Origin of the sequence: Pseudomonas lini (genome assembly GCF_030812475.1) — a bacterium.
Lineage (GTDB): Bacteria > Pseudomonadota > Gammaproteobacteria > Pseudomonadales > Pseudomonadaceae > Aquipseudomonas > Aquipseudomonas lini_A.
In genome coordinates this window covers 215,549-237,216 of the sequence record NZ_JAUSSR010000013.1, presented here as the reverse complement: position 1 = coordinate 237,216, position 21,668 = coordinate 215,549, and the positions used below count along the sequence as shown (strand labels likewise).

The 21,668-nt window shown below is 54.5% G+C and carries 18 protein-coding genes; 15 read left to right on the top strand and 3 right to left on the bottom strand.

Annotated features, from left to right (window positions below; all coding sequences use genetic code 11):
* Positions 1–317 precede the first annotated feature (317 nt).
* Complete coding sequence (gene rlmM, locus J2W17_RS24090) at positions 318–1,391, bottom strand: 23S rRNA (cytidine(2498)-2'-O)-methyltransferase RlmM (RefSeq protein ID WP_307340442.1); 1,074 nt, start codon at positions 1,389–1,391, stop codon at positions 318–320.
* A 221-nt stretch (positions 1,392–1,612) separates the two neighbouring features.
* On the opposite strand from rlmM, the gene acnA reads away from it, so the two are divergent.
* Positions 1,613–4,354, top strand: a complete 2,742-nt coding sequence (acnA, locus tag J2W17_RS24085; RefSeq protein ID WP_307340440.1) for an aconitate hydratase AcnA — start codon at positions 1,613–1,615, stop codon at positions 4,352–4,354.
* 119 nt (positions 4,355–4,473) lie between these two features.
* On the opposite strand, the gene J2W17_RS24080 is transcribed toward acnA, so the two are convergent.
* Complete coding sequence (locus tag J2W17_RS24080; protein ID WP_307340437.1) at positions 4,474–5,361, bottom strand: mechanosensitive ion channel family protein; 888 nt, start codon at positions 5,359–5,361, stop codon at positions 4,474–4,476.
* A 225-nt stretch (positions 5,362–5,586) separates the two neighbouring features.
* On the opposite strand from J2W17_RS24080, the gene J2W17_RS24075 reads away from it, so the two are divergent.
* From J2W17_RS24075 to J2W17_RS24065, 3 genes are all read left to right on the top strand, one after another.
* Positions 5,587–6,615 carry an RHS repeat-associated core domain-containing protein gene (locus J2W17_RS24075; RefSeq protein ID WP_307340434.1) on the top strand — a complete coding sequence of 343 codons (1,029 nt, stop codon included), beginning with the start codon at positions 5,587–5,589 and terminating at the stop codon, positions 6,613–6,615.
* A 313-nt stretch (positions 6,616–6,928) separates the two neighbouring features.
* The gene (locus tag J2W17_RS24070) at positions 6,929–7,150 is read left to right on the top strand and encodes a hypothetical protein (RefSeq protein WP_307340431.1); all 222 of its coding nucleotides are present in this window, start codon (positions 6,929–6,931) and stop codon (positions 7,148–7,150) included.
* Between the two features lie 133 nt (positions 7,151–7,283).
* A complete protein-coding gene (locus J2W17_RS24065; protein WP_307340428.1) occupies positions 7,284–8,393 on the top strand; it encodes an RHS repeat-associated core domain-containing protein in 1,110 nt (369 codons plus the stop codon).
* A gap of 370 nt (positions 8,394–8,763) precedes the next feature.
* Here the strand turns inward: J2W17_RS24065 and J2W17_RS24060 are convergent, their stop codons facing one another.
* Positions 8,764–9,135, bottom strand: a complete 372-nt coding sequence (locus tag J2W17_RS24060; protein ID WP_307340425.1) for a DUF6124 family protein — start codon at positions 9,133–9,135, stop codon at positions 8,764–8,766.
* Positions 9,136–9,781: 646 nt separating this feature from the next.
* On the opposite strand from J2W17_RS24060, the gene J2W17_RS24055 reads away from it, so the two are divergent.
* The 11 genes from J2W17_RS24055 to pseH all read left to right on the top strand — a co-directional run bounded on the left by J2W17_RS24055 (position 9,782) and on the right by pseH (position 21,668).
* Entirely contained in the window at positions 9,782–10,570 is a 789-nt protein-coding gene (locus J2W17_RS24055; protein WP_307340422.1) for a CPBP family intramembrane glutamic endopeptidase, read from the top strand.
* 219 nt (positions 10,571–10,789) lie between these two features.
* Entirely contained in the window at positions 10,790–11,224 is a 435-nt protein-coding gene (locus tag J2W17_RS24050) for a low molecular weight protein-tyrosine-phosphatase (RefSeq protein WP_307340420.1), read from the top strand.
* 24 nt (positions 11,225–11,248) lie between these two features.
* Positions 11,249–13,483 (top strand): polysaccharide biosynthesis tyrosine autokinase, encoded by a 2,235-nt coding sequence (locus J2W17_RS24045; RefSeq protein ID WP_307340416.1) that lies wholly within the window; start codon positions 11,249–11,251, stop codon positions 13,481–13,483.
* 54 nt (positions 13,484–13,537) lie between these two features.
* Positions 13,538–14,044, top strand: a complete 507-nt coding sequence (gene rfaH, locus J2W17_RS24040) for a transcription/translation regulatory transformer protein RfaH (protein ID WP_307340413.1) — start codon at positions 13,538–13,540, stop codon at positions 14,042–14,044.
* A gap of 837 nt (positions 14,045–14,881) precedes the next feature.
* Entirely contained in the window at positions 14,882–16,273 is a 1,392-nt protein-coding gene (locus J2W17_RS24035; protein ID WP_373460026.1) for an undecaprenyl-phosphate glucose phosphotransferase, read from the top strand.
* Positions 16,274–16,476: 203 nt separating this feature from the next.
* On the top strand, positions 16,477–17,475 hold the full coding sequence (gene pseB, locus J2W17_RS24030; protein ID WP_307340410.1) for a UDP-N-acetylglucosamine 4,6-dehydratase (inverting): 999 nt from the start codon (positions 16,477–16,479) through the stop codon (positions 17,473–17,475).
* Positions 17,476–17,478: 3 nt separating this feature from the next.
* Entirely contained in the window at positions 17,479–18,663 is a 1,185-nt protein-coding gene (pseC, locus tag J2W17_RS24025; RefSeq protein ID WP_307340407.1) for a UDP-4-amino-4,6-dideoxy-N-acetyl-beta-L-altrosamine transaminase, read from the top strand.
* Positions 18,641–19,279: a hypothetical protein gene (locus J2W17_RS24020; RefSeq protein ID WP_307340404.1), complete on the top strand. Its 639-nt coding sequence runs from the start codon at positions 18,641–18,643 to the stop codon at positions 19,277–19,279. The genes pseC and J2W17_RS24020 overlap by 23 nt, the downstream gene beginning before the upstream one ends.
* Entirely contained in the window at positions 19,276–19,971 is a 696-nt protein-coding gene (gene pseF / locus J2W17_RS24015; protein WP_307340401.1) for a pseudaminic acid cytidylyltransferase, read from the top strand. Before J2W17_RS24020 ends, pseF begins: the two co-directional genes overlap by 4 nt.
* 11 nt (positions 19,972–19,982) lie before the next feature.
* The gene (pseG, locus tag J2W17_RS24010; RefSeq protein WP_307340397.1) at positions 19,983–21,095 is read left to right on the top strand and encodes a UDP-2,4-diacetamido-2,4,6-trideoxy-beta-L-altropyranose hydrolase; all 1,113 of its coding nucleotides are present in this window, start codon (positions 19,983–19,985) and stop codon (positions 21,093–21,095) included.
* Between the two features lie 21 nt (positions 21,096–21,116).
* Positions 21,117–21,668 carry a UDP-4-amino-4,6-dideoxy-N-acetyl-beta-L-altrosamine N-acetyltransferase gene (pseH, locus tag J2W17_RS24005; protein WP_307340394.1) on the top strand — a complete coding sequence of 184 codons (552 nt, stop codon included), beginning with the start codon at positions 21,117–21,119 and terminating at the stop codon, positions 21,666–21,668.

Sequence of the window (21,668 nt, the reverse complement as noted above, 5' to 3'; positions counted from 1 at the left end):
GTAGGAGCTGGCTTGCCAGCGAAGGCGGCCCAACATCCAACATCAACGTCGACTGACCCACCGCTTTCGCCGGCAAGCCGGCTCCTACAGGGGCTTGTGTCGATCACTGGATCCAGGCACGACGCCAATTCCATGTAGGAGCTGGCTTGCCAGCGAAGGCGGCCCAACATCCAACATCAACGTCGACTGACCCACCGCTTTCGCCGGCAAGCCGGCTCCTACAGGGGCTGTGTCGATCACTGGATCCAGGTACGACGCCAATTCCATGTAGGGGCTGTGTCGGCCGCAGGATCAAGGCACGACGCCCGTTCCGTGTCTCAGCGGGATTTGGGTTTCTTCACATCCAGCCGGCGCAGGTGGCACGTCACTTCTTCCCGATCGTGATACAGCTGCTTGCAACCAATCTCGACCCGAATCCCACGCGCCTTGAACCCCTCGGCAATCCGCTCCAGCAAGCGCTTCACCTCGGCATACCGCTGCTTCATCGGCAACTTGAGGTTAACCACCGCTTCCCGGCAATGCCCCTCGCCAATCCACTCCTCCAGCATCGCCGCATTACGCGCCGGCTTTTCAACGATGTCACAGACCATCCAATCCACCGGCTGCCGCGGCTTGAAAGTAAACCCGTCAGCCATCAAATGCTGCACCAACCCGGTCTCCATCAGGCTTTCCGCCATCGGACCATTGTCGATCGCCGTCACCAACATCCCACGATTAACCAACTGCCAGGTCCAGCCACCCGGCGCCGCGCCAAGATCGACACCCGTCATGTCACTGTGCAACCGCTCATCCCACTGATCCCGCGGAATAAAGTGGTGCCAGGCCTCCTCCAGCTTCAAGGTCGACCGACTCGGCGCCTCGCGCGGAAACTTCAGGCGCGGAATGCCCATCGGCCACATCGCCGAGTTGTTCGACTCCGCCAGCCCCATGAACACTTCCCGTCCGCTTTTAAACGTCAGCAGCAACCGCGGTTTGGCAGGATCCTCCACCAACTTCCCAGCCGCCATCAGCGCCTTGCGCAAATGCCCTTCAAACTTCTTGCAGAAGTTCGACAGCTCCTTGCCATCATTGGTGTCGACCATCTCCAGCCACAAGCTGCCGCACAGCGGAAAATCCGCCATGTGCGCAAGGATCACGCTGATCCGGTCAGTTTCCGGCAGATCAATGAAAATCCCCCGAGCCCACTGCCGTGGAAAAATCAGATCGGCAAAACGCTGCCCACGCATCAACCGCTCGGCGCCGTCTTCCTCGGTGCAGATGAATTCGGCGCAGGCGCTGGCGGTCTTGGCCTTGGCATAACCGGCCACGTTCAGCCGTGCGGCGTGTTCGGAAATCTCGGAACAGACTTCGCCTTCGAAGCCCGGCCGGCAATGCATAAAGAGGGTGTTCATTCTTACTCCTGGGCAGATGGCGAGACATTCAACCACTGCGCGATGCCCAGGCTTGCGTTGAAGCAAAGCCTGTCACGAAAACCGGCGCATGATAGCCGAGTTCGGAACCTTGGACTTGTCCATAGAGTCCAGTTATTAGCCAGCTACTGAAAACAGGGCTAGCTTTAATGCTCTGTCCGTCCCCTCAGTCCGTGCCGTGCGGACTTAAAGGAGTGATCGCAATGCCGTCCCTCGATAGCCTGAACACCCTTAAAACCTTACAAGTCGACGACAAGACCTACCACTATTTCAGCCTCCCCGACGCGGCCAAAAGCCTCGGCGACCTGGACCAGCTGCCCATGTCGCTGAAAGTCCTGCTGGAAAACCTGCTGCGCTGGGAAGACGACAAAACCGTCACCGGCGCCGACCTCAAGGCCATCGCCGCCTGGCTCAAGGAGCGGCGCAGCGATCGCGAAATCCAGTACCGCCCGGCGCGGGTCCTGATGCAAGACTTCACCGGCGTGCCCGCCGTGGTCGACCTGGCCGCCATGCGCGCCGCCATGGCCAAGGCCGGCGGCGACCCGCAGCGCATCAACCCGCTGTCGCCCGTGGACCTGGTGATCGACCACTCGGTGATGGTCGACAAATTCGGCAGCGCCAGCGCCTTCGAACAGAACGTCGACATTGAAATGCAGCGCAACGGTGAACGCTATGCCTTCCTGCGCTGGGGCCAGAGCGCCTTCGACAACTTCAGCGTGGTGCCACCGGGCACCGGCATCTGCCACCAGGTGAACCTGGAATACCTCGGCCGCACCGTCTGGACCAAGGACGAAGACGGCCGCACCTACGCCTTCCCCGACACCCTGGTCGGCACCGACTCACACACCACCATGATCAACGGCCTCGGCGTACTCGGCTGGGGCGTCGGCGGGATCGAAGCGGAAGCGGCGATGCTCGGCCAACCGGTGTCGATGCTGATCCCGGAAGTGATCGGCTTCAAACTCACCGGCAAGCTCAAGGAAGGCATCACCGCCACCGACCTGGTGCTCACCGTCACCCAGATGCTGCGCAAAAAAGGCGTGGTCGGCAAATTCGTCGAATTCTACGGTGACGGCCTCGCCGACCTGCCCCTGGCCGACCGCGCCACCATCGCCAACATGGCCCCGGAATACGGCGCCACCTGCGGCTTCTTCCCGGTGGACGACATCACCCTGGACTACCTGCGCCTCTCCGGCCGGCCGCTGGCCACGGTGAAACTGGTCGAGGCCTACTGTAAAGCCCAAGGCCTGTGGCGCCTGCCCGGCAAAGAACCGATCTTCACCGACAGCCTCGCCCTGGACATGGGCAGCGTCGAAGCCAGCCTCGCCGGCCCGAAACGCCCGCAAGACCGCGTCTCGCTGCCCAACGTCCCGCAAGCCTTCAGTGACTTCACCGACCTGCAATTCAAACCCACCAGCAAGGAAGAAGGCCGCCTGGAAAGCGAAGGCGGCGGTGGCGTCGCCGTCGGTAACGCCGACCTGGCCGGCGAAGCGGACTACGACTACGAAGGCCAGACCTATCGCCTGAAAAACGGCGCCGTGGTCATCGCCGCCATCACCTCCTGCACCAACACCTCCAACCCGAGCGTGATGATGGCCGCCGGCCTGGTGGCGAAAAAAGCCGTGGAAAAAGGCCTCAAGCGCAAACCCTGGGTCAAGAGCTCCCTGGCGCCCGGCTCGAAAGTGGTCACCGACTACTACAAGGCGGCCGGCCTGACCCAGTACCTCGACGAACTCGGCTTCGACCTGGTCGGTTATGGCTGCACCACCTGCATCGGCAACTCCGGCCCCTTGGCGGAGCCGATCGAAAAAGCCATCCAGCAAGCCGACCTCACCGTCGCCTCCGTGCTCTCGGGCAACCGCAACTTCGAAGGCCGCGTGCACCCGCTGGTGAAAACCAACTGGCTGGCCTCCCCGCCCCTGGTCGTCGCCTACGCCCTGGCCGGCACCGTGCGAATGGACATCAGCAGCGAACCCCTGGGCACCGACCAAGAAGGCAACCTGGTGTACCTGCGCGACATCTGGCCGAGCACCCAGGAAATCGCCGACGCCGTGAATCAAGTCAACACCGCCATGTTCCACAAGGAATACGCCGAAGTCTTCGCCGGCGACGAACAATGGCAAGCGATCGAAGTGCCCCAAGCCGCGACCTATGTCTGGCAGGACGACTCGACCTACATCCAGCATCCACCGTTCTTCGACGACATCGGCGGCCCGCCCCCGGTGGTCCAGGACGTCGCCGGCGCCCGGATCCTCGCCCTGCTCGGCGATTCGGTCACCACCGACCACATCTCCCCGGCCGGCAACATCAAGGCCGACAGCCCCGCCGGCCACTACCTGCGCGACAAAGGCGTGGAACCGCGCGACTTCAACTCCTACGGCTCCCGTCGCGGCAACCACGAAGTGATGATGCGCGGCACCTTCGCCAACATCCGCATCCGCAACGAAATGCTCGGCGGCGAAGAAGGCGGCAACACGATCTACATCCCGACCGGCGAAAAAGTCCCGATCTACGACGCCGCCATGCGCTACCAGGCCACCGGCACTCCGCTGGTGGTCATCGCCGGCCAGGAATACGGCACCGGCTCCAGCCGCGACTGGGCCGCCAAAGGCACCAACCTGCTCGGCGTCAAAGCCGTCATCGCCGAAAGCTTCGAACGCATCCACCGCTCCAACCTGGTCGGCATGGGCGTACTGCCCCTGCAATTCAAACTCGACCAGAACCGCAAAACCCTCAACCTCACCGGCAAAGAAACCCTCGACATCCTCGGCCTGACCAATGTCGAACTCACACCGCGGATGAACCTGACCCTGGTCATCACCCGCCCCGACGACAGCCGCGAAAAAATCGACGTCCTGTGCCGGATCGACACCCTGAACGAAGTGGAATACTTCAAATCAGGCGGCATCCTCCACTACGTCCTGCGCCAACTAATAGCCTCCTAACCCCAAAACCCGGGGTTGGTGCCCAACACCAACCCCTGTAGGAGCTGGCTTGCCAGCGAAAGCGGCCTATCAGCCACCACCCCATCGCCTGACACACCGCGATGACGATTCAATACCCACTACCCAACCGACCTACCAACCTCCCCCAGCCCTTGCCTACTCTCCCCAACCACCCCACTCACCAAATCAACCTCAACCTGCCCATCCACCCTATTCTTCAACACTTCCCGAATCACCCCATTCGCATCAAAACGCACCGCCCCATAATGCTCACTGTGACAACACAACCGCACCAGCAACACCACCGACTCCGAATTCACACCCACCAAGCGAACATCAACCGCCGGCGCCGCCAACACATTCGCCACCTTCCCCAACCGCTGCTGCAACAACCCCACCACCGCCCGCTCATCCGTCTCGAACGGCAGCGAAAACGACAACTCCACCCGCCGAAACTCATTACTGGAAAAGTTCTGGATATTGTCAGAAAAAATCTTGTTATTACCCACCAGCGTCAACACGTTATCCGCCGTATTGACAGTCGTCACAAACAACCCGATCTCCGTCACCGTACCCACCACCCCGCCCGCCCCAATCTCATCGCCAACCTTGAACGGACGCAAAACGATGATGAACCCACCCGCCGCCAAATTCGCCAACAACCCAGACCAAGCCATGCCAATCGCCAACCCGACCGCCGCCAGAATCGCCGCAAAGCTGGTCGTCTCAATCCCGCAATACCCAAGAATGGCAATCACCAGGATGATGTTCAGCGTGACCGTGATAAAAGACCCGACATAACGCAACACCGTCGGATCGATCTTCTGCCGCGTCATCGAGCGCTGCACAAACCGGACAATAAAACTGATCATCCAGCGGCCCACTATCCAGAACAGCACCGCAAACACAATCTTCAGGCCAAAAGCCGATCCGTACTGGATGACCAAGTCCACTAAATCATTGGCTTTATCGACACTGTCACTGGCAACGCTATTAAGTTCGTCCATGACGGAATACCCCTCACCAGGAGAAGAAAGTTAAACACGCTCTCCTGCAGATTCCTCACACTAACACCCCTTGTCTACTGTCAAGTTTGACAGGTGTGCGCCCTGAACTCTTAAATATCAACAAGTTCTACCACCGGAACCTATCAGTTCTGATAGTAGTCAGTGATTAAAAAATGAATGATGCTGGCAGCTCGGATTAATTGGATCGCGCACGGAGTTCAGCCAATGCCTACCTCCTCTCGTGAAAGCCTATTGAGTGGCTACCGCTACGACCCGCTGAATCGCCTCGTCGATTGCACCCCCTTCAAACAAGCTGCCATCCAGCGCCATTACTGCAAGACACGCCTAGCCACTGAAATACAAGGCGCAGTGCAACGTAGCATCGTGCAGCACGACGACCAGTTGCTTGCACAGCAACAGGGCGAGCGCGGTAAGACGATTACCACCTTGCTGACGACTGATCAACAACGTTCGGTATTGACCGCGTTAGACACCAACCAGCCTGCCCCCCTCATTTACACACCCTACGGCCATCGTCCGCGGGAAAAGAATTTCCTCAGTTTGCTCGGCTTCAACGGCGAACGGCCGGACCCAGTCACCGGGCACTATCATTTGGGTAACGGCTATCGGCAGTTCAACCCAGTGTTGATGCGGTTTAACAGCCCGGACAGCTGGAGTCCGTTTGGGGCGGGTGGATTGAATGCGTATGCTTATTGCAGAGGGAACTCGATTAATACCAGAGACCCGTCAGGACATGTTCTTAAACCAATCCTCCGTCCACCAACCCTTGCTAAACCCTTCAAAATTCCAAGACCAACTTTTCAAAAAAACCCGGGAATTGACAAAAATATCAAATCGGATTCATTAAAAACAACATTGGGACAAAATTCGCAGCATGATATGGACAATCTCGACGCTATCACCCAGCAAAATACGATTAAAAATGCATCTGAGTTGTTTCCTGAAAACGGAATACCAAAACAACTGGTTACTAAAATAAAAGAAACGGCAGAGCTTCGCTATAGCGACCCTACGAAAATACCAAACCGGGAAGAATATTACCCCCTAAGAATAGCTAATAGAAAAGAAGCCTTGCAATTTCACAATAAAGCTCACCTCCCCCCCTCCGAACCCAGGGAGAGAAGAAGGGTGAAATTCAATGAAACCCGGCGTGAGATAGAGCCCGAGGATCAGGCACAACTCGTTAGGAACCCTGAGCCCGCTCGACGTCGCCCAAGTTTCGATCCTCTATAACCTACTGCTGGTGGCCCCCTGATCCTGACGAATGGGACATCTACGGTGAGTTCACCCCTGAGCAACCGCGAGGGAATGAGCTGGGGCCGTTGGCAACTGCAGAGGCAGGGCGTCATCTGGCCATTCTGGGGTCATGTTTGGCGTCAGGCGCTCAATGGGAACTGCGTTACCCCCTCGGGCTTGGCCCGACACCGTCGATGACCGCCAGGGCGAAAATCGTCGAGCAGTCTCGCAAAACCGTCACCGCAAACACTCAACTGCTGGTGGGCGGGCAACTGTTCGCAGAATTGCTATGTACGGAATGAGTCACGCCATGTCCCGGCTACTGGATCACAAAATGGGGCGAGCTGTTTCCTACAGGCTTTTGCATGTGACATTAGACGCAGCCGAGCTGGTGCCAGCCGCCAGGCAACTGCAGTTCAGTGCTCGCCTTTCTTCCATGGATGACAAGGGCTGGTTCTGTGATGTGGTGTACAGCGCTGCTTATGCGGGAAGGGTGATTGCCACTGCTTGTGCTGAAGTTGCGATTGAGTGAAGGGCTTAATGCTCTCGACGCCTGCAAGACGGACCTGGAGCTGTCTGTCCCTATCAGTTCTGCTAGTAGGCAATGATTAAAAAAAGAATGATGCTGACCGCTCGGCTTTTTTGGACCTTGCAGGGACTCGCCAATGCCTACCTCCCCCCATGAAATCCTATTGGTTCGCTATCGCTACGACCCGCTCGATCGTACCGTCTATTGCGCCCCCTTCGACCACTTTGCCATCCAGCGCTTTTATTGCAGGACACGCCTGGCCACGGAAATACAAGGCGCAGTGCAACGCAGCATCGTGCAGCACGACGACCAACTGTTGGCACAGCAACGGAACGAGGGCACAGAGGTCGCCGTCACGCTGTTGGCGACGGATCAACAACGTTCTGTGCTGAACGCGCTCGATGCCAACCAGCCTCATTCCCTTGCCTATACACCCTACGGCCATCGTCCGCCGAAGAACGGGTTACTTGGCTTGCTTGGCTTCAACGGCGAACGGCCGGACCCGGTGACCGGGCACTATCATTTGGGTAATGGCTATCGTCAGTTCAATCCGGTGTTGATGCGGTTTAACAGCCCGGACAGTTGGAGTCCGTTTGGAAAGGGTGGGTTGAATGCATACGCGTATTGTGAGGGAGACCCTGGGAATCTGGTGGATCCGACGGGTCATGTAGGTTTTAGAATACCGATAATACCGAGGAGAGCTAACCCTTTACGGACGATGTCAAACAGTTCGCGCTCTATCTCAAGGTCATCAGCAGCGACTGGTAACGTAAACACACAAGCCGCATCATCGACAGCCGCAACTGCGACGACAGTTTCCGGAAGTACAAACACAGTATCAACAGCTTCGATAGCCAACAATACTGATGCCGCCATTCCACGAATCAAACAAAACGAATCCATTGCTGAAATTACCGGTGCTTATACTCGCCGGATCGAAGTACGCAGCATAATCCAAAGCCCTACCCTCTACCGCGAAGCACAAAAAAACTATCACTTCGTTCCAGTGCGACACCACCCAAATGTGTACGTACCTGCTGCAGCGACACCTGCGTGGACGAATAATGGTCAGTTGGATATGCATCCTTTCGATATATCGATTTCGCACTTCAGAAATGTGGCAGATCTACAAAACCATCTAATTCCGGGTAGCGGCCGCCATTGGTCTACTATCGCTGACGCGTTGGAGATAAGGCGAGCCAACCACATTCATGAATATACAGGAATCAACTTATATAGGCAGTGATAACCGGGCGCCATTATTATCCTGAATAATCAGGCTTCGGTGCCGTAAACCGCCAAGCCTGATGCACCGTCGCAGAACCGTCCAGGGTTGCTGCCGATCGTATTCGCCAATTTGTTCTTTCATTCTTGCCTCCACTCATTGGCGAGTTTCTTTGGCATTTCAAAATCAACGGGCCTGCGAGTGAAAGACTTAATGCTCGACCAGGCGAAATGCATCCTGACGAATGCGAAGATCAAGGAGCTTTCTCCCGCTGAGCTGCATAGCAGCCCTGAAACAGGTCGCCGGGCATTCTCTAAAAGACCGCAGTCGCCCTCTTGAGGCCGCTGCGCAACCAAGCGGGAGCACACTCCCTCGCCACAGGAGATCGTTGCTACGCGGATGTATCTATCCGATCCAGCGCCCGATTCACCGCCAACTCGCCCAGCATGATGACCTGCGCAATACCCAACAGGGAATTGCGGCTTGTCCCGTCCAGGTGATCGGCAAGGTCCATGGCCATGACATTGGCCGACGCCAGGGATTCGCAAGCGTGGCCCAGCAGGGTTTCGACATCGATCTGCGGGTTGACGATAAACATGCTGTCGAGTTGCCTCGGGGTGGCTTTGATAACGGCGGCGTGGGCGGCGGGATTGGCGTAGAAATCGAGGGCGCGTTTGACAACCTCGTCGTATTTTTCTGAATCGGAGGGCTCGTGCAGCGAAGTCGGATCGGTGTCCGGCGGGTTGGGCGTTACTTTGAACATAGATGAAACTCCAGATAATAAAAGTGGAGCCATCACCCTCGCTACCAAACGTGGGTGGCGGCCATACGAAGGTTGGTAGACCGGTTACCTGGCAACCCGGCGCGCTCGAGAGCGCCCTACGCATGGCCACCATAAAACCTAGGCCTGAAAAGGCCTGCAAACGGTGGCGCTATGCGCCGGGTAACCGGGCTACCAAACCCGATCGCTGTTGTTCAGCGACCGGAAAACGATAGAGCCCAGGCCCAAGACGCACAAGCCGGCGGATTCTGACGTAATCGTAGGCAATGGAGCAAGACGTTGTAGCCTGTGAGAAACAACCTACAGACCTTTTAAACACGAGCTGCCCGAGGATGTTTAACGCACGAATTACGCGACAAAACATGCCGCGCGCAAGTTTATATGCTGACCATCATCTAACATCCAACTCAAATACCTGTGGGAGCGAGCTTGCTCGCGATGGCGGCCCACCAAACAACATCAATCCCAAACTTACCGCCCCGATATCGACGCGCCCTGCTCTAGCTCATCCACCCAAAAACACCAACCTCACACGTCCCAACAACATACCCCTGCCCATCCATTGCCCACCTACCCCCACATCTGCCTAAATGCCCACATAAAACCAAGCCCACCTCAAGGAAGACCGATGCTCCGACTGCCCTGGCCGTACCTGACACTACTCACCGCCGGCTACGTCCTCGCACTCACCCATGGCCAACTCTCCCTGCAGGCAGCCCTCCCCCTCACCCTGCTCCTGCTCGCCGGCATCGCCGTCCAACCACAAACCCCCCCCTACGCCCGCTACCTCGGCCACACCCTTTTCATCATCCTGGCCTTCGCCCTGGCCCTCCACTACCTGCCAGGCTTCCACAACGCTCAAGTCATCCCCCCACAACGCTTCAGCGAAAACGCAATCCCCTTCTCGATGTACCTGAACCTCGACAAGCCCCTCATCGGCTTCTGGCTCATCCTCGCCTGCCCCTGGATCATCGCCCAACGCTCACTCACCCAAACCCTCAAAACCAGCGCCATAGCCCTGAGCCTGACCGCCCTGCTCACCCTCGCCAGCGCCTGCCTGCTCGGCATCATCGAATGGTCACCCAAATGGCCCGACGTCGCCCGACTCTGGCTCCTGAACAACTTGCTACTAGTCACCCTGGTCGAAGAAGCCCTGTTCCGCGGCTATATACAAGGCGGCCTCACCCAACGACTCAAACACCTGCCCTACGGCGACCACCTCGCCCTGATCCTCGCCGCGCTACTGTTCGGCCTGGCCCACTGGGGTGCCGGTTGGCAATGGGTTTTCCTGGCGACCCTGGCAGGAGTCGGCTACGGCCTGGCCTACCGCTTCGGCGGATTGGCCGCCGCAGTCGCCACGCACTTTGGCTTGAATCTGCTGCACTTTGGCCTGTTCACCTATCCAATGCTGGCCTAATGGCATTGCCGAGAAAGGTAAACGCTTGTATGAGAGAAAGTCACAGCCGAGCCTTGACCCTCCCCCCCTACGCCACTACAGTGCACGCTTTTGAAATGGCCCCGGCAGCAGTAATGCACCGGAGAAGGCCGTACTGTTGCGCTGGAAAGGAATTCCATCCCCCTCCTCCTGCTGCCTGTGCGGTCATCACACACGATATCGCAACCTGCGCAGCCCCCTATGTTCAATAAAATTCTTGTCGTTTGCATCGGCAATATCTGCCGCAGCCCCACCGTCGAAGCCCTGCTTAAAAGCAGACTGGCTCATCGCGGCATCGAGGTCAGTTCGGCCGGCCTCGGCGCGCTTGTAGACAAACCCATGGACAGCACCGCGCGGGAAGTCCTGCGCGAAAATGGCGTCGATCTACCAGACCACAAAGCCCGACAACTGACTCGCGAACATTTGCAACAAGCCGATGTGATCCTCGCCATGGAAAAACGCCATGTGGAAAGCATCGTCGAAATGGCTCCGGAGGTACGCGGTAAGACGTTCCTGCTGGGCAAGTGGCAGAACAATCAGGAAATTTCCGATCCCTACCGCCAGCAGAAAGTAGCCTTCGAACACGTTTTCCAGTTGATGACGCAAGGCGTCGACAGCTGGTCGAAAAAATTATAATCACCTCTTGTAAAAGTATCCCGCATGCCAAGCCAAAACAGCCTACCTATCCAGGAACACCGCGACGACGATAGCGATATCGATCTGCTCGCGCTACTCGGCACCTTGATCGATAGCAAGTGGATCATCATCAGCATCACCGCGCTGTTTTGCGCGATTGGTGTTGCAGTCGCCCTATTGTCAACGCCGATCTACCAGGCGAACGCACTCGTTCAGGTTGAAGAGAAGAAGGGCGGAATGGCTGCCTTAGGCGGCATGGGTGAAATGAGCGAAATGTTCGGCGGGACCTCCCCGGCGGTGACAGAAATCGAGCTGCTCAAATCTCGGGCAGTGCTGGGTAAGGCAGTTGAGAACCTCAAGCTCGATACCATAATCCAACCGAACTATTTTCCGCTGATTGGCCATTTTTTGAGCCGGCGTTTTCAGCCAACCAGCCCAAACCAACCGGCCTCCCCATTTTTTGGCTTGAACAGCTATACATGGGGCGGAGAAAAACTCGACATTTTTCAGCTGGCAGTACCGGAAGCTTACCTCGGTAAAACGTTAACACTACGCGCCGAAGGTAATGGAGCCTTTACCCTGCTCAATGACGACGAAGAAGTGCTCTTGAAAGGTCAAGTTGGCGAGAAGCTTGAGCAAAATGGCTTTAGGCTGCAAATCGCCACTCTGGATGCCAACGTCGGCGCGCTATTCAGTGTCACGAAACAGCGTCGCCTCAATGCTATTCTACAGTATCAGGACGATGTATCGGCCAGTGAGCGGGGCAAAGAGTCTGGTATTATCGCGCTGTCACTCGAAAACGAGAATCCAGCCCTAGCCAAGAAAGTGTTGGATGAAATTACACGTCTTTACGTATTACAGAACGTCCAACGCAACTCCGCCGAGGCCGCGCAAAGCCTTCAATTCCTGCGCACCCAGTTACCCGATGTGCGCAAGCAGCTAGAAAAAGCTGAAGGTCAGCTCAATGCGTATCAGACTAGCGCTCGCTCGGTGGACATCACACTCGAAACCAAAGCCGTTCTCGATCAGATCGTGGCCTTGGAAACCCTCATCTCCGAGTTGAAGCTCAAGCAAGCGGAAATGGAAAATCGCTTCACGCGTCAGCACCCGGCGTACCAAGCGTTGATAACCCAGATGAGCCAGCTCGACCAACAAAAACGCACGCTGGAAAAGAAGATCAAAAACCTGCCGGAAACTCAGCAGGAACTGCTTCGCCTTGCCCGCGACATGCAAGTCACCACTGAGATCTATACCCAACTGCTGAACAAAACCCAGGAGCTGGACATTGTCCGCGCGGGTACGGTGGGCAACGTCCGTATCATTGACTCGGCGGATGCGAACATCGATAAACCAGTCAAACCGAAAAAACCGCTGATCGTGCTAATCGCCACCCTGCTCGGAGGATTAATTGCAGTAGCGTACGTACTGGTCCGCAAAGCGTTGAACCGCGGCATTGAAGACCCAGAAGCCATCGAACAATTAGGTATCCCTGTTTACGCTTCGATCCCCCTCAGTAAGGGACAGTCCCTTCTTGAAAGCAACGTTAAGGGCAATGGCCGCAGCAGTACCGGCTCTCTGCTGCTGGCGGTGAACAACCCCGCAGATCTTGCTGTGGAATCGTTACGCAGCCTACGTACAAGCCTTCACTTCGCGACCATGGAGGCAAAAAACAACATCCTAATGATCTCCGGCCCGAGCCCGGCCGTGGGCAAATCCTTCGTCTCGTGCAACTTGGCGGCAATCATCGCTCAGACCGGGCAGAAGGTGCTGCTAGTCGATGCAGATATGCGCAAGGGCTATCTGAACAAACTTTTCCGCATTGGCGTCAGCAGTGGCTTGTCTGACCTGTTGGCCGGCAAAATCGACTTGAACACTGCGACTCACGCGACCGAAGTGGACAACCTGCACGTCATCACCCGCGGGCAGATTCCACCGAATCCGTCGGAATTGTTGATGCACAGCAACTTCACCCAGTTCCTGGAAAACGTCAGCAGCCAGTATGACCTAGTGATCATCGATACTCCGCCGATCCTAGCAGTTACCGATGCGGCCCTAGTCGGTCGCCAAGCGGGTACAAGCCTGATCGTTACCCGTTTTGGCGTTAACGCCGCCAAGGAAATCATGGTGACGAAACGCCGCTTCGAACAGAACGGCATCGTCGTTAAAGGCGCTATTTTCAACGCAGTAGAACGCAAAGCGTCTGCGTATGGATATGGTAACTACAGCTACTACCAGTACGAATACGCTTCAGACAAATAACACCAGAATTTCAGGGCAGCGCCACTGCCCTGATCGCCCCATGAGAGCCTCCGCATGTTCCCCCAGCACCCGCCACCCCGCTGGTACCTGATCCAGTGCAAACCACGACAAGACTCTCGCGCCGAGGAAAACCTGACGCGCCAAGCCTTCAAGTGCTACCGCCCTGCCCATTACGTCGAACGCATCCAGCGCGGCCGTCGCGTTAATTCGGTGGAGTCGTTGTTCCCTGGCTACTTGTTCATCCAGCTCGATCAACTTAATGATAATTGGCACCCCATCCGCTCAACCCGAGGAGTGAACCAATTAGTGACGTTCGGCAAACAGCCTATTGCTGTAGCAGACGAACTCATCGACCAACTTAAACAACGACTCAACGAAAAACCGCCAGAACCCGGAAAGCTTGAACGTGGAGACCGCGTGCGAATCAACAGCGGCAGCTACAAAGAACTCGAGGCCATCTTCCTCTCCCGCGACGGCGCCGAGCGCATCGTAATCCTCCTAAACCTATTGCACCGCGAACACACGCTCAGCATCCCGATCAGCGCCGTTGAAAAATTCTAATCCCACGTCCCGACCTCTAAAGCAAAAACAACCAATCCCCATCAACCATCCTCGTCACTATCCGCCTCGCCACCACACCCTCCCCATCTGTAGGAGCCGAGCATGGTCGCGATAGCGATCGACCTTACGCCACATCTCCCGCTCCCTCCAAAAAAATGATCTGCCTAAGCGCCTCGCCCCAGCCACTTCAGCTAACTATTAGTGTACGTGCCATAGCAAACTGCCACCACAGTTAATCACCTCAAGCAAAAAACCAGGTCTGTACCGCTAGAAACCTCGAACACCAATAAAAAACCCCAGACTCCCCAGTCATTCCTCTCACTAAATCCGTGACCCACTGCTCAAAACATACAGTCTTGGATGTAGGATCTTTCTATAAAGACTGTATTTGCCTTCACTTTTCCTACCAAATCAGTAAAATGCGTCGTCGGCTGAGAAAAAAACTCATTTCGGCAGGATGCCATTGCACAGACCTCGCGCTGTGCAGCAGTCAAGGAAAGACTTATCTCCTCTGCGCGCCACTAACCGAGCAAAGACTCGGCCCTGCCTGATTTACTTTCTCCTTAAAAATTGCCAACGCTTGTGCATACGGCTCAGGTCGCATCCACGGCGCACGTTCTCAGGAAACCAACGGTGAATCCTGGGGCGGTAGCGTGCCCAAAACCATGATATTGGCCAAGGCAAGGGCATCCTCCAGCTATGGATACGGTGAACACCTCGGCAACGACCGGTTTGTGCCTCAGGCCTAATCAGTAACTCCAGCTATACGGATTTAATGCCTCCCACTGCGGGCAAAGCCTGGAAGGCTATGTCCATTCCAACGCGAGGGACCTTATCTTGATTCGCAAGCGTAGCACCACGATGCCAGCTGGCCGCAGCCTCACTTTCTGGGCCCAATGGCTTGCGGCAACCTCCATTCTCATCCTGCTGCTTTGCGCATTGGCAGTGATGAAAACAGGGGAAGTCGATACCCAATACCGCATGCTGAGCGCGTTCATGCTGCTTGGCTCGGTACCGGCTTATTCCATGATGCAGGTCTACCACAAGTATCATGGTTACGTGGTCGGACTTGGCCGTCTGCTTGCCGGATGGCTAGTGTTGCTCTCAGGACTTATGGTCATAGCCTTCATCACCAAGACCAGCGAGATGTTCTCTCGCGAAGTGATCCTGACGTGGATCTTCGCTGGTTTCGCAGCGCAAGCCTGCCTGTATCTACCACTGCATAACCTCGCCAGACGCTACCAACATAAACTTCAGGCTGCTCGCACCTCGCTGATCGTCGGCACGGGCGAGCTGGCCCTCGATCTCGCGGATAAACTAACCCTAGAAAAAAAAGAACCATTGATAGGCCTTGTTGCGGCGGACGATCTGCCATTACCAAGCGACAGCATGTACCCCATCCTGGGCAGTCTTGCCCACTTACGCGATCTGATCGCTACCCATCGCATTCGCCGGCTTTACATAGCATTGCCACTGACCGAAGCCGAAAAGATCGAAGAACTCTATATCGATTTGCTGGACTCCAGTGTCGACGTGATTTGGATTCCCGACCTTCGGAGTCTAATCCTGCTCAACCACTCGGTATCGGAAATCGAAGGACTTCCTGCGATCCACCTCAATGAGAGTCCGTTAACCTCCTACCCTACCGCGGCTCTCTCTAAAGCCGTGCTGGATCGTACAGTCGCACTGATCGCCATCATTCTGCTCAGTCCAGTACTCCTTGGCACCGCCATCGCAGTAAAGCTGTCATCACCTGGTCCCGTTCTATTCAAGCAAAAACGCCACGGCTGGAACGGCAAAATCATTAAGGTGTGGAAATTTCGGTCCATGCGCATACACGATGACCAAGAAGTGAAACAGGCCAGTCGTGACGACCCCCGCATCACCCGCGTTGGTCAGTTCATACGCCGCACCTCTATCGACGAATTGCCACAGCTGTTCAATGCCCTGCAAGGTCGCATGTCGCTAGTGGGCCCACGTCCCCACGCCGTGGCCCACAACGATTACTACACTGGTAAAATCGATGCCTATATGGCTCGACATCGAATTAAACCTGGTATTACCGGCCTGGCACAGATCAGCGGTTACCGGGGTGAGACGGAAACCATCGACAAAATGGAAAAACGTGTAGAACTGGATCTCGCATATATCAATAACTGGTCACTCTGGCTGGATATCAAAATTCTAATCAAAACACCGTTTACGCTACTATCCAAAGATATTTACTAATTCCTTTCTAGGACTCTTTGGAAGCTCACAAACTTCGGCAACACGCTTTATCATGAACATTTTATACCAATTTGCTTAGTCCGCTTCTTGCGTACCATTGCACAGTGATCCAAAACCTGACGCAAACCGTTCGGTCCTCGCACTCACCCAATACACCTGTTTTAATTTCTAAATAAAACTGACTCAACCAAGGAACTAGTTGAATGTTCACCAACAAAACCATCCTCATCACTGGCGGCACCGGCTCTTTCGGCAACACTTTCGTACCGATGACTCTGGCCAAATACAATCCGAAGAAGATTATTATCTTCTCCCGTGACGAGATGAAGCAGTGGGATATGGCGAAGAAGTTCGAGGGCGACTCCCGCGTGCGCTTCTTCATCGGTGACGTACGCGACAAGGATCGTCTGTACCGAGCACTGGATGGTGTCGATTATGTCGTTCATGCTGCCGCGACCAAGATTGTTCCGACCGCTGAATACAACCCATTCGAATGTGTAAAAACCAACATTAATGGCGCCATGAACTTGATTGACGCGTGCATCGACAAAGGCGTCAAAGGTGTGGTTGCACTTTCTACCGACAAAGCGAGCAGCCCTATCAACCTGTATGGGGCGACGAAGCTGGCATCGGACAAACTGTTCGTTGCCGGCAACTCCTATGCTGGTGGCCATGACACTCGTTTTTCCGTAGTACGCTATGGCAACGTCATGGGCTCGCGTGGCTCGGTAATTCCGTTCTTCATGTCGATCAAGGACAAGGGCGTGTTGCCTATCACCGATGACCGCATGACCCGCTTCATGATCTCTCTCGAAGAAGGCGTGGAGCTGGTTTGGCATGCCTTTGAAGATATGGAAGGCGGCGAAATTTACGTTAAAAAAATCCCGTCGATGAAGGTTACAGACCTAGCTCGCGTGGTTGCACCTGAGGCACAACAGGAAGTGGTCGGCATTCGTCCAGGCGAGAAGCTCCATGAGCAAATGATCAGCGCAGAAGACGCCTATTACACATACGAATATCCAGAACACTTCAAAATTCTGCCGACCATCAACGGTTGGGCTACTTGCGCTAAACGCATCAAAGATGGCCAAAAAGTGCCTGAAGGTTTCGTCTACGCGAGCGACAACAACAGCGAATGGATGAGTGATGAAATGCTGGCAACTTGGATCGACCGTAACTACGAAAACATCGGGAGCATCTAATCCATGATCCCGTACGGTCGCCAGGACATCACTCAATCGGACATCGATGCCGTTCTGGAAGTATTACAGTCACCTCATCTCACTCAAGGTCCGATGGTGCCGCGCTTTGAGCAGGCAGTGCTCAGCCACGTTGGTGCACAGCATGCGCTTGCCGTTAACAGTGCTACCTCAGCGCTGCATATTGCTTGCCTGGCCCTGGGTCTCGGCGCAGGAGATTGGCTGTGGACGACTCCGGTCACATTCGTAGCGTCGGCTAACTGCGGGCTATATTGCGGCGCTCAGATCGACTTCGTTGATATCGACCCACGTACCTACAACCTTTGCCCAAAGTCGCTGGAGCGTAAACTCGAGCAGGCAGAACGCGAAGGCAAGCTACCCAAAATAGTGGTGCCTGTGCATCTGTGTGGCCAGCCTTGCGACATGCTGGCAATTCATGCTCTAGCTCAGCGATACGGCTTCAAGATCATCGAAGACGCTTCCCATGCCATTGGTGGTAAATACAAAGGCGAGCCAATCGGTAACTGCCGCTACAGCGACATCACTGTCTTCAGCTTCCACCCGGTAAAAATCATTACCACTGCTGAAGGTGGCATGGCGCTGACCAATGACGCTGCTTTGGCCCAGCGTATGGACCTGTTGCGCAGTCATGGCATTACCCGCGATCCCGCGCTGATGACCAAGGAATTGGAAGGCCCTTGGTACTACCAGCAAGTCGATCTTGGCTACAACTACCGCATGACTGACCTTCAAGGCGCACTGGGCGCAAGCCAGGTAACGCGCTTGGAGCAATACGTTGCACGTCGCCATGAATTAGCCCAGCGATATGACGATCTTTTGTCAGATCTGCCGATTACTACACCCTGGCAGCACCCGGACAGCTACTCCGGTTTGCATTTATATGTGGTCCGTCTGCAACTTGACAAAATCCGCAAAAGCCATCGCGAAGTATTTGAAGCGCTACGCGAGCAAGGAATTTTGGTCAACCTGCACTACATCCCGGTGCACACTCAACCATATTACGAGAAAATGGGCTTTAAGGCAGGTCAGTTCCCTGAAGCAGAGCGTTACTACAGGGAGGCTATCAGCATCCCTATGTATCCTACCATGACAGAATCGCTGCAAAATCAAGTGGTCGAAGCATTGCACAATGCTCTAGGAGAATTAGATGATTGTCTCTCCATCACATGAAACACTAAATAAACTCATCCGTCACCAGCTCCATAATTTATTTATTTTAACTGACCCTGAAGACGAGATTCTAACAAGGTCGTTAACCACAACTTTGGCCAAGACTGAAAGATGTTTCCGTCAGTCAACCAACAAATACTACAGAAAAGATGAAGAAATATTTTTTTCGATTTACCACTCTGGGCAGTACTGCATCTTCCTATACTTGTTATCCCGCCAAGTATTTCTAGACAATCCAAAGCACCGAGAGTTGGCTGATAAAATTTACTACCTGAATAAAACCCTTAATGGGTTAGATCTATACTACGAGATAAGCATGCCCGAAGCCTTCCATTTGGATCACCCAGTAGGTAGTGTGATGGGGCGGGCAACATACGGAAACAACTTTACTTTCGCCCAACTTTGCACTGTGGGTAACAATAAAGGTTTTTTCCCAGAAATTGGTGAAAATGTACAAATGTTCTCGGGAGCAAAAATCTTAGGACGCTGTAAGATCGGCGATAATGTAGTGGTTTCCGCAAACACCTATATAAAAGATACCGATATCCCCGCCAACTCCTTAGTATTTGGTAGCTCACCCAATCTAGTGATAAAGCCGAAGAACAGCCGACCATGAAGATTTGTGTAATACCCGCTCGTGGTGGCAGTAAGCGCATACCGCGCAAAAATATTAAGCAGTTCTGCGGCAAGCCAATGATCGCTTGGTCCATCGAAGCTGCGCTGCAAAGCGCCTGCTTTGATCGGATAATCGTGTCCACCGACGATGTTGAAATTTCAGAAGTGGCACGCCAGTACGGCGCCGTCGTACCTTTCATGCGCCCGAATGAGCTATCGGATGATCATACCGGCACTATCCCGGTAATTAGCCATGCTATCAAATGGTTGCAACGCGAAGGACATCAAATCGATCAGGTCTGCTGCTTGTATGCTACTGCACCCTTCGTCAGGCCTGAGGATATCCGTCGCGGTCTCGACACGCTCACCGAAACAGGTTGCTTCTATGCCTTTTCTGTTACTAGTTACGCTTTCCCTATCCAGCGAGCCATTCGTGTCGACGCGACAAGCCGAGTCGAAATGTTCAGTTCGGAACACTTCAATACTCGCTCGCAGGATCTTGAAGAGGCTTGGCATGATGCTGGCCAATTTTATTGGGGCCAGACCGATGCATGGGTGAGTAACAAGATGATTTTCAGTCCAGATTCTGCGGCTGTCAGGCTTGAACGCCATCGGGTGCAGGATATCGATACTCCTGAGGACTGGCTGCGTGCCGAATGGATGTTCAAGGCCATGCGAGCCCAGACAAACTAATGACTTCAGAAATGAAAGTGATTTTCCGAGCAGACGCCTCATTGCAAATTGGAACAGGCCATGTGATGCGCTGCCTTACTCTGGCGGATGCCTTAACGGCCAACGGTGCCGAATGCACTTTTATTTGCCGCGAACATGTAGGCAACTTGATCGAGCATATTAAGCATAAAGGCTATCGCGTTTATACCTTACCGTATGCATCATTTGAACAAACGAATTTGCCTATAGGGCATAAGGAGCCAACCAACCGGTCTTTGGCTCATGCCGCCTGGCTAGGTGCTACGCAAAAGCAAGACGCCGCAGAATGTACAAAAGTCGTCGAGGAAATGCAGCCCGACTGGTTGGTCGTTGACCACTACGGGTTAGATGCAGAATGGGAAACAGCTCTCCAATGCCACTACCGCAAGCTGATGGTGATTGACGATCTGGCCGATCGACCGCACATTAGCGATCTACTCCTGGATCAAACGTTCGGTCGCAGCCCACAGGCTTACCAGCAATGGGTACCCTCCGGCTGTACCGTTCTTTGTGGTTCGCAATACGCCTTATTGCGCCCCGAATTCTCCACCCTGCGTCCATATAGCCTAAAGCGGCGTGCAAACCACCAGCTAGAACACCTGCTTATCACAATGGGTGGAGTCGACAAAGATAATGCAACAGGACAAATACTACGGGCGCTGAAAGCGAGTGAACTGCCTACCGAATGCCGCATCACTGTGGTCATGGGCGCCAATGCGCCTTGGCTTAAAGAAGTTCGCCAAGAAGCTTTGCAGATGCCATGGCCAATTGAAGTTTTGGTGGATGTCAGAGATATGGCTCAACTGATGGCCGATAGCGATATAGCGATTGGTGCTGCAGGAAGTACATCCTGGGAACGATGCTGCCTAGGCCTGCCCACAATTATGGTCGTCCTGGCGGAAAACCAGAAGACTGCTGCAATTTTACTCGAACAAGCCCAAGCGGTATTGAGCTTGAGTATTGGCGTGGACCTCGCTTCAGAATTACAAAGAATAATTGAAAAAATTAATCTCGAAAAAAAGCTGTTGAAAGCATTAAGCGTTAAGGCTAATCGCATCACTGACGGTACGGGGTGTCAACTCGTGGTTAGCAAACTCGAAAGCTGATCGGCAATTAGGGAAAGAAAAATGCAATCATTTGGAAAACTTCGAAACATAGAGCCGGAAGAACTCGAATTAATGCGGTCTTGGCGCAACGCTCCAAATGTTCGTGCCAACATGTACACTCGTCACGAAATCAGCGCTGAAGAACACTTGGCATGGTGGTCACGCGTTCAGCAACGTACAGATCAGAAATACTTCATGTACGAAATGGCTGAAACTCCCCTTGGTATTATCGGCTTCATGGGGATAGACGGCGAGAGCAGAAACTCATCATGGGCATTCTACGCTTCTCCAGACGCCCCAAAAGGAACTGGGAGTAGGATGGAATTTTTAGCGTTAGAATACGCCTTTGAACAAATTAATCTAAATAAACTTCATTGCGAAGTTCTCGCGTTCAACTCACCCGTTATAAAGATGCACCAGAAATTTGGATTTCAGATTGAAGGCATTCTTCGCGAGCACCATAAACTTGATGATGCGTTCGTCGACATTTACAGACTTGGACTGCTCTCACGCGAATGGGCAGAACACCGCACCAACATGTTTGATAAAATCCAAAAATTTACTAAGGGGTAA

Bases quoted from the DNA above. Each gene is read 5' to 3' on its own strand.
- J2W17_RS24065 (WP_307340428.1), top strand. From the start codon at position 7,284: ATGCCTACCTCCCCCCATGAAATCCTATTGGTTCGCTATCGCTACGAC.
- J2W17_RS24055 (WP_307340422.1), top strand. From the start codon at position 9,782: ATGCTCCGACTGCCCTGGCCGTACCTGACACTACTCACCGCCGGCTAC.
- pseH (WP_307340394.1), top strand. From the start codon at position 21,117: ATGCAATCATTTGGAAAACTTCGAAACATAGAGCCGGAAGAACTCGAA.
- J2W17_RS24080 (WP_307340437.1), bottom strand. From the start codon at position 5,361: ATGGACGAACTTAATAGCGTTGCCAGTGACAGTGTCGATAAAGCCAAT.
- J2W17_RS24045 (WP_307340416.1), top strand. From the start codon at position 11,249: ATGCCAAGCCAAAACAGCCTACCTATCCAGGAACACCGCGACGACGAT.
- J2W17_RS24050 (WP_307340420.1), top strand. From the start codon at position 10,790: ATGTTCAATAAAATTCTTGTCGTTTGCATCGGCAATATCTGCCGCAGC.
- pseC (WP_307340407.1), top strand. From the start codon at position 17,479: ATGATCCCGTACGGTCGCCAGGACATCACTCAATCGGACATCGATGCC.
- J2W17_RS24070 (WP_307340431.1), top strand. From the start codon at position 6,929: ATGTCCCGGCTACTGGATCACAAAATGGGGCGAGCTGTTTCCTACAGG.
- acnA (WP_307340440.1), top strand. From the start codon at position 1,613: ATGCCGTCCCTCGATAGCCTGAACACCCTTAAAACCTTACAAGTCGAC.
- J2W17_RS24060 (WP_307340425.1), bottom strand. From the start codon at position 9,135: ATGTTCAAAGTAACGCCCAACCCGCCGGACACCGATCCGACTTCGCTG.
- pseB (WP_307340410.1), top strand. From the start codon at position 16,477: ATGTTCACCAACAAAACCATCCTCATCACTGGCGGCACCGGCTCTTTC.
- pseF (WP_307340401.1), top strand. From the start codon at position 19,276: ATGAAGATTTGTGTAATACCCGCTCGTGGTGGCAGTAAGCGCATACCG.
- rlmM (WP_307340442.1), bottom strand. From the start codon at position 1,391: ATGAACACCCTCTTTATGCATTGCCGGCCGGGCTTCGAAGGCGAAGTC.
- rfaH (WP_307340413.1), top strand. From the start codon at position 13,538: ATGTTCCCCCAGCACCCGCCACCCCGCTGGTACCTGATCCAGTGCAAA.
- J2W17_RS24020 (WP_307340404.1), top strand. From the start codon at position 18,641: ATGATTGTCTCTCCATCACATGAAACACTAAATAAACTCATCCGTCAC.
- pseG (WP_307340397.1), top strand. From the start codon at position 19,983: ATGAAAGTGATTTTCCGAGCAGACGCCTCATTGCAAATTGGAACAGGC.
- J2W17_RS24075 (WP_307340434.1), top strand. From the start codon at position 5,587: ATGCCTACCTCCTCTCGTGAAAGCCTATTGAGTGGCTACCGCTACGAC.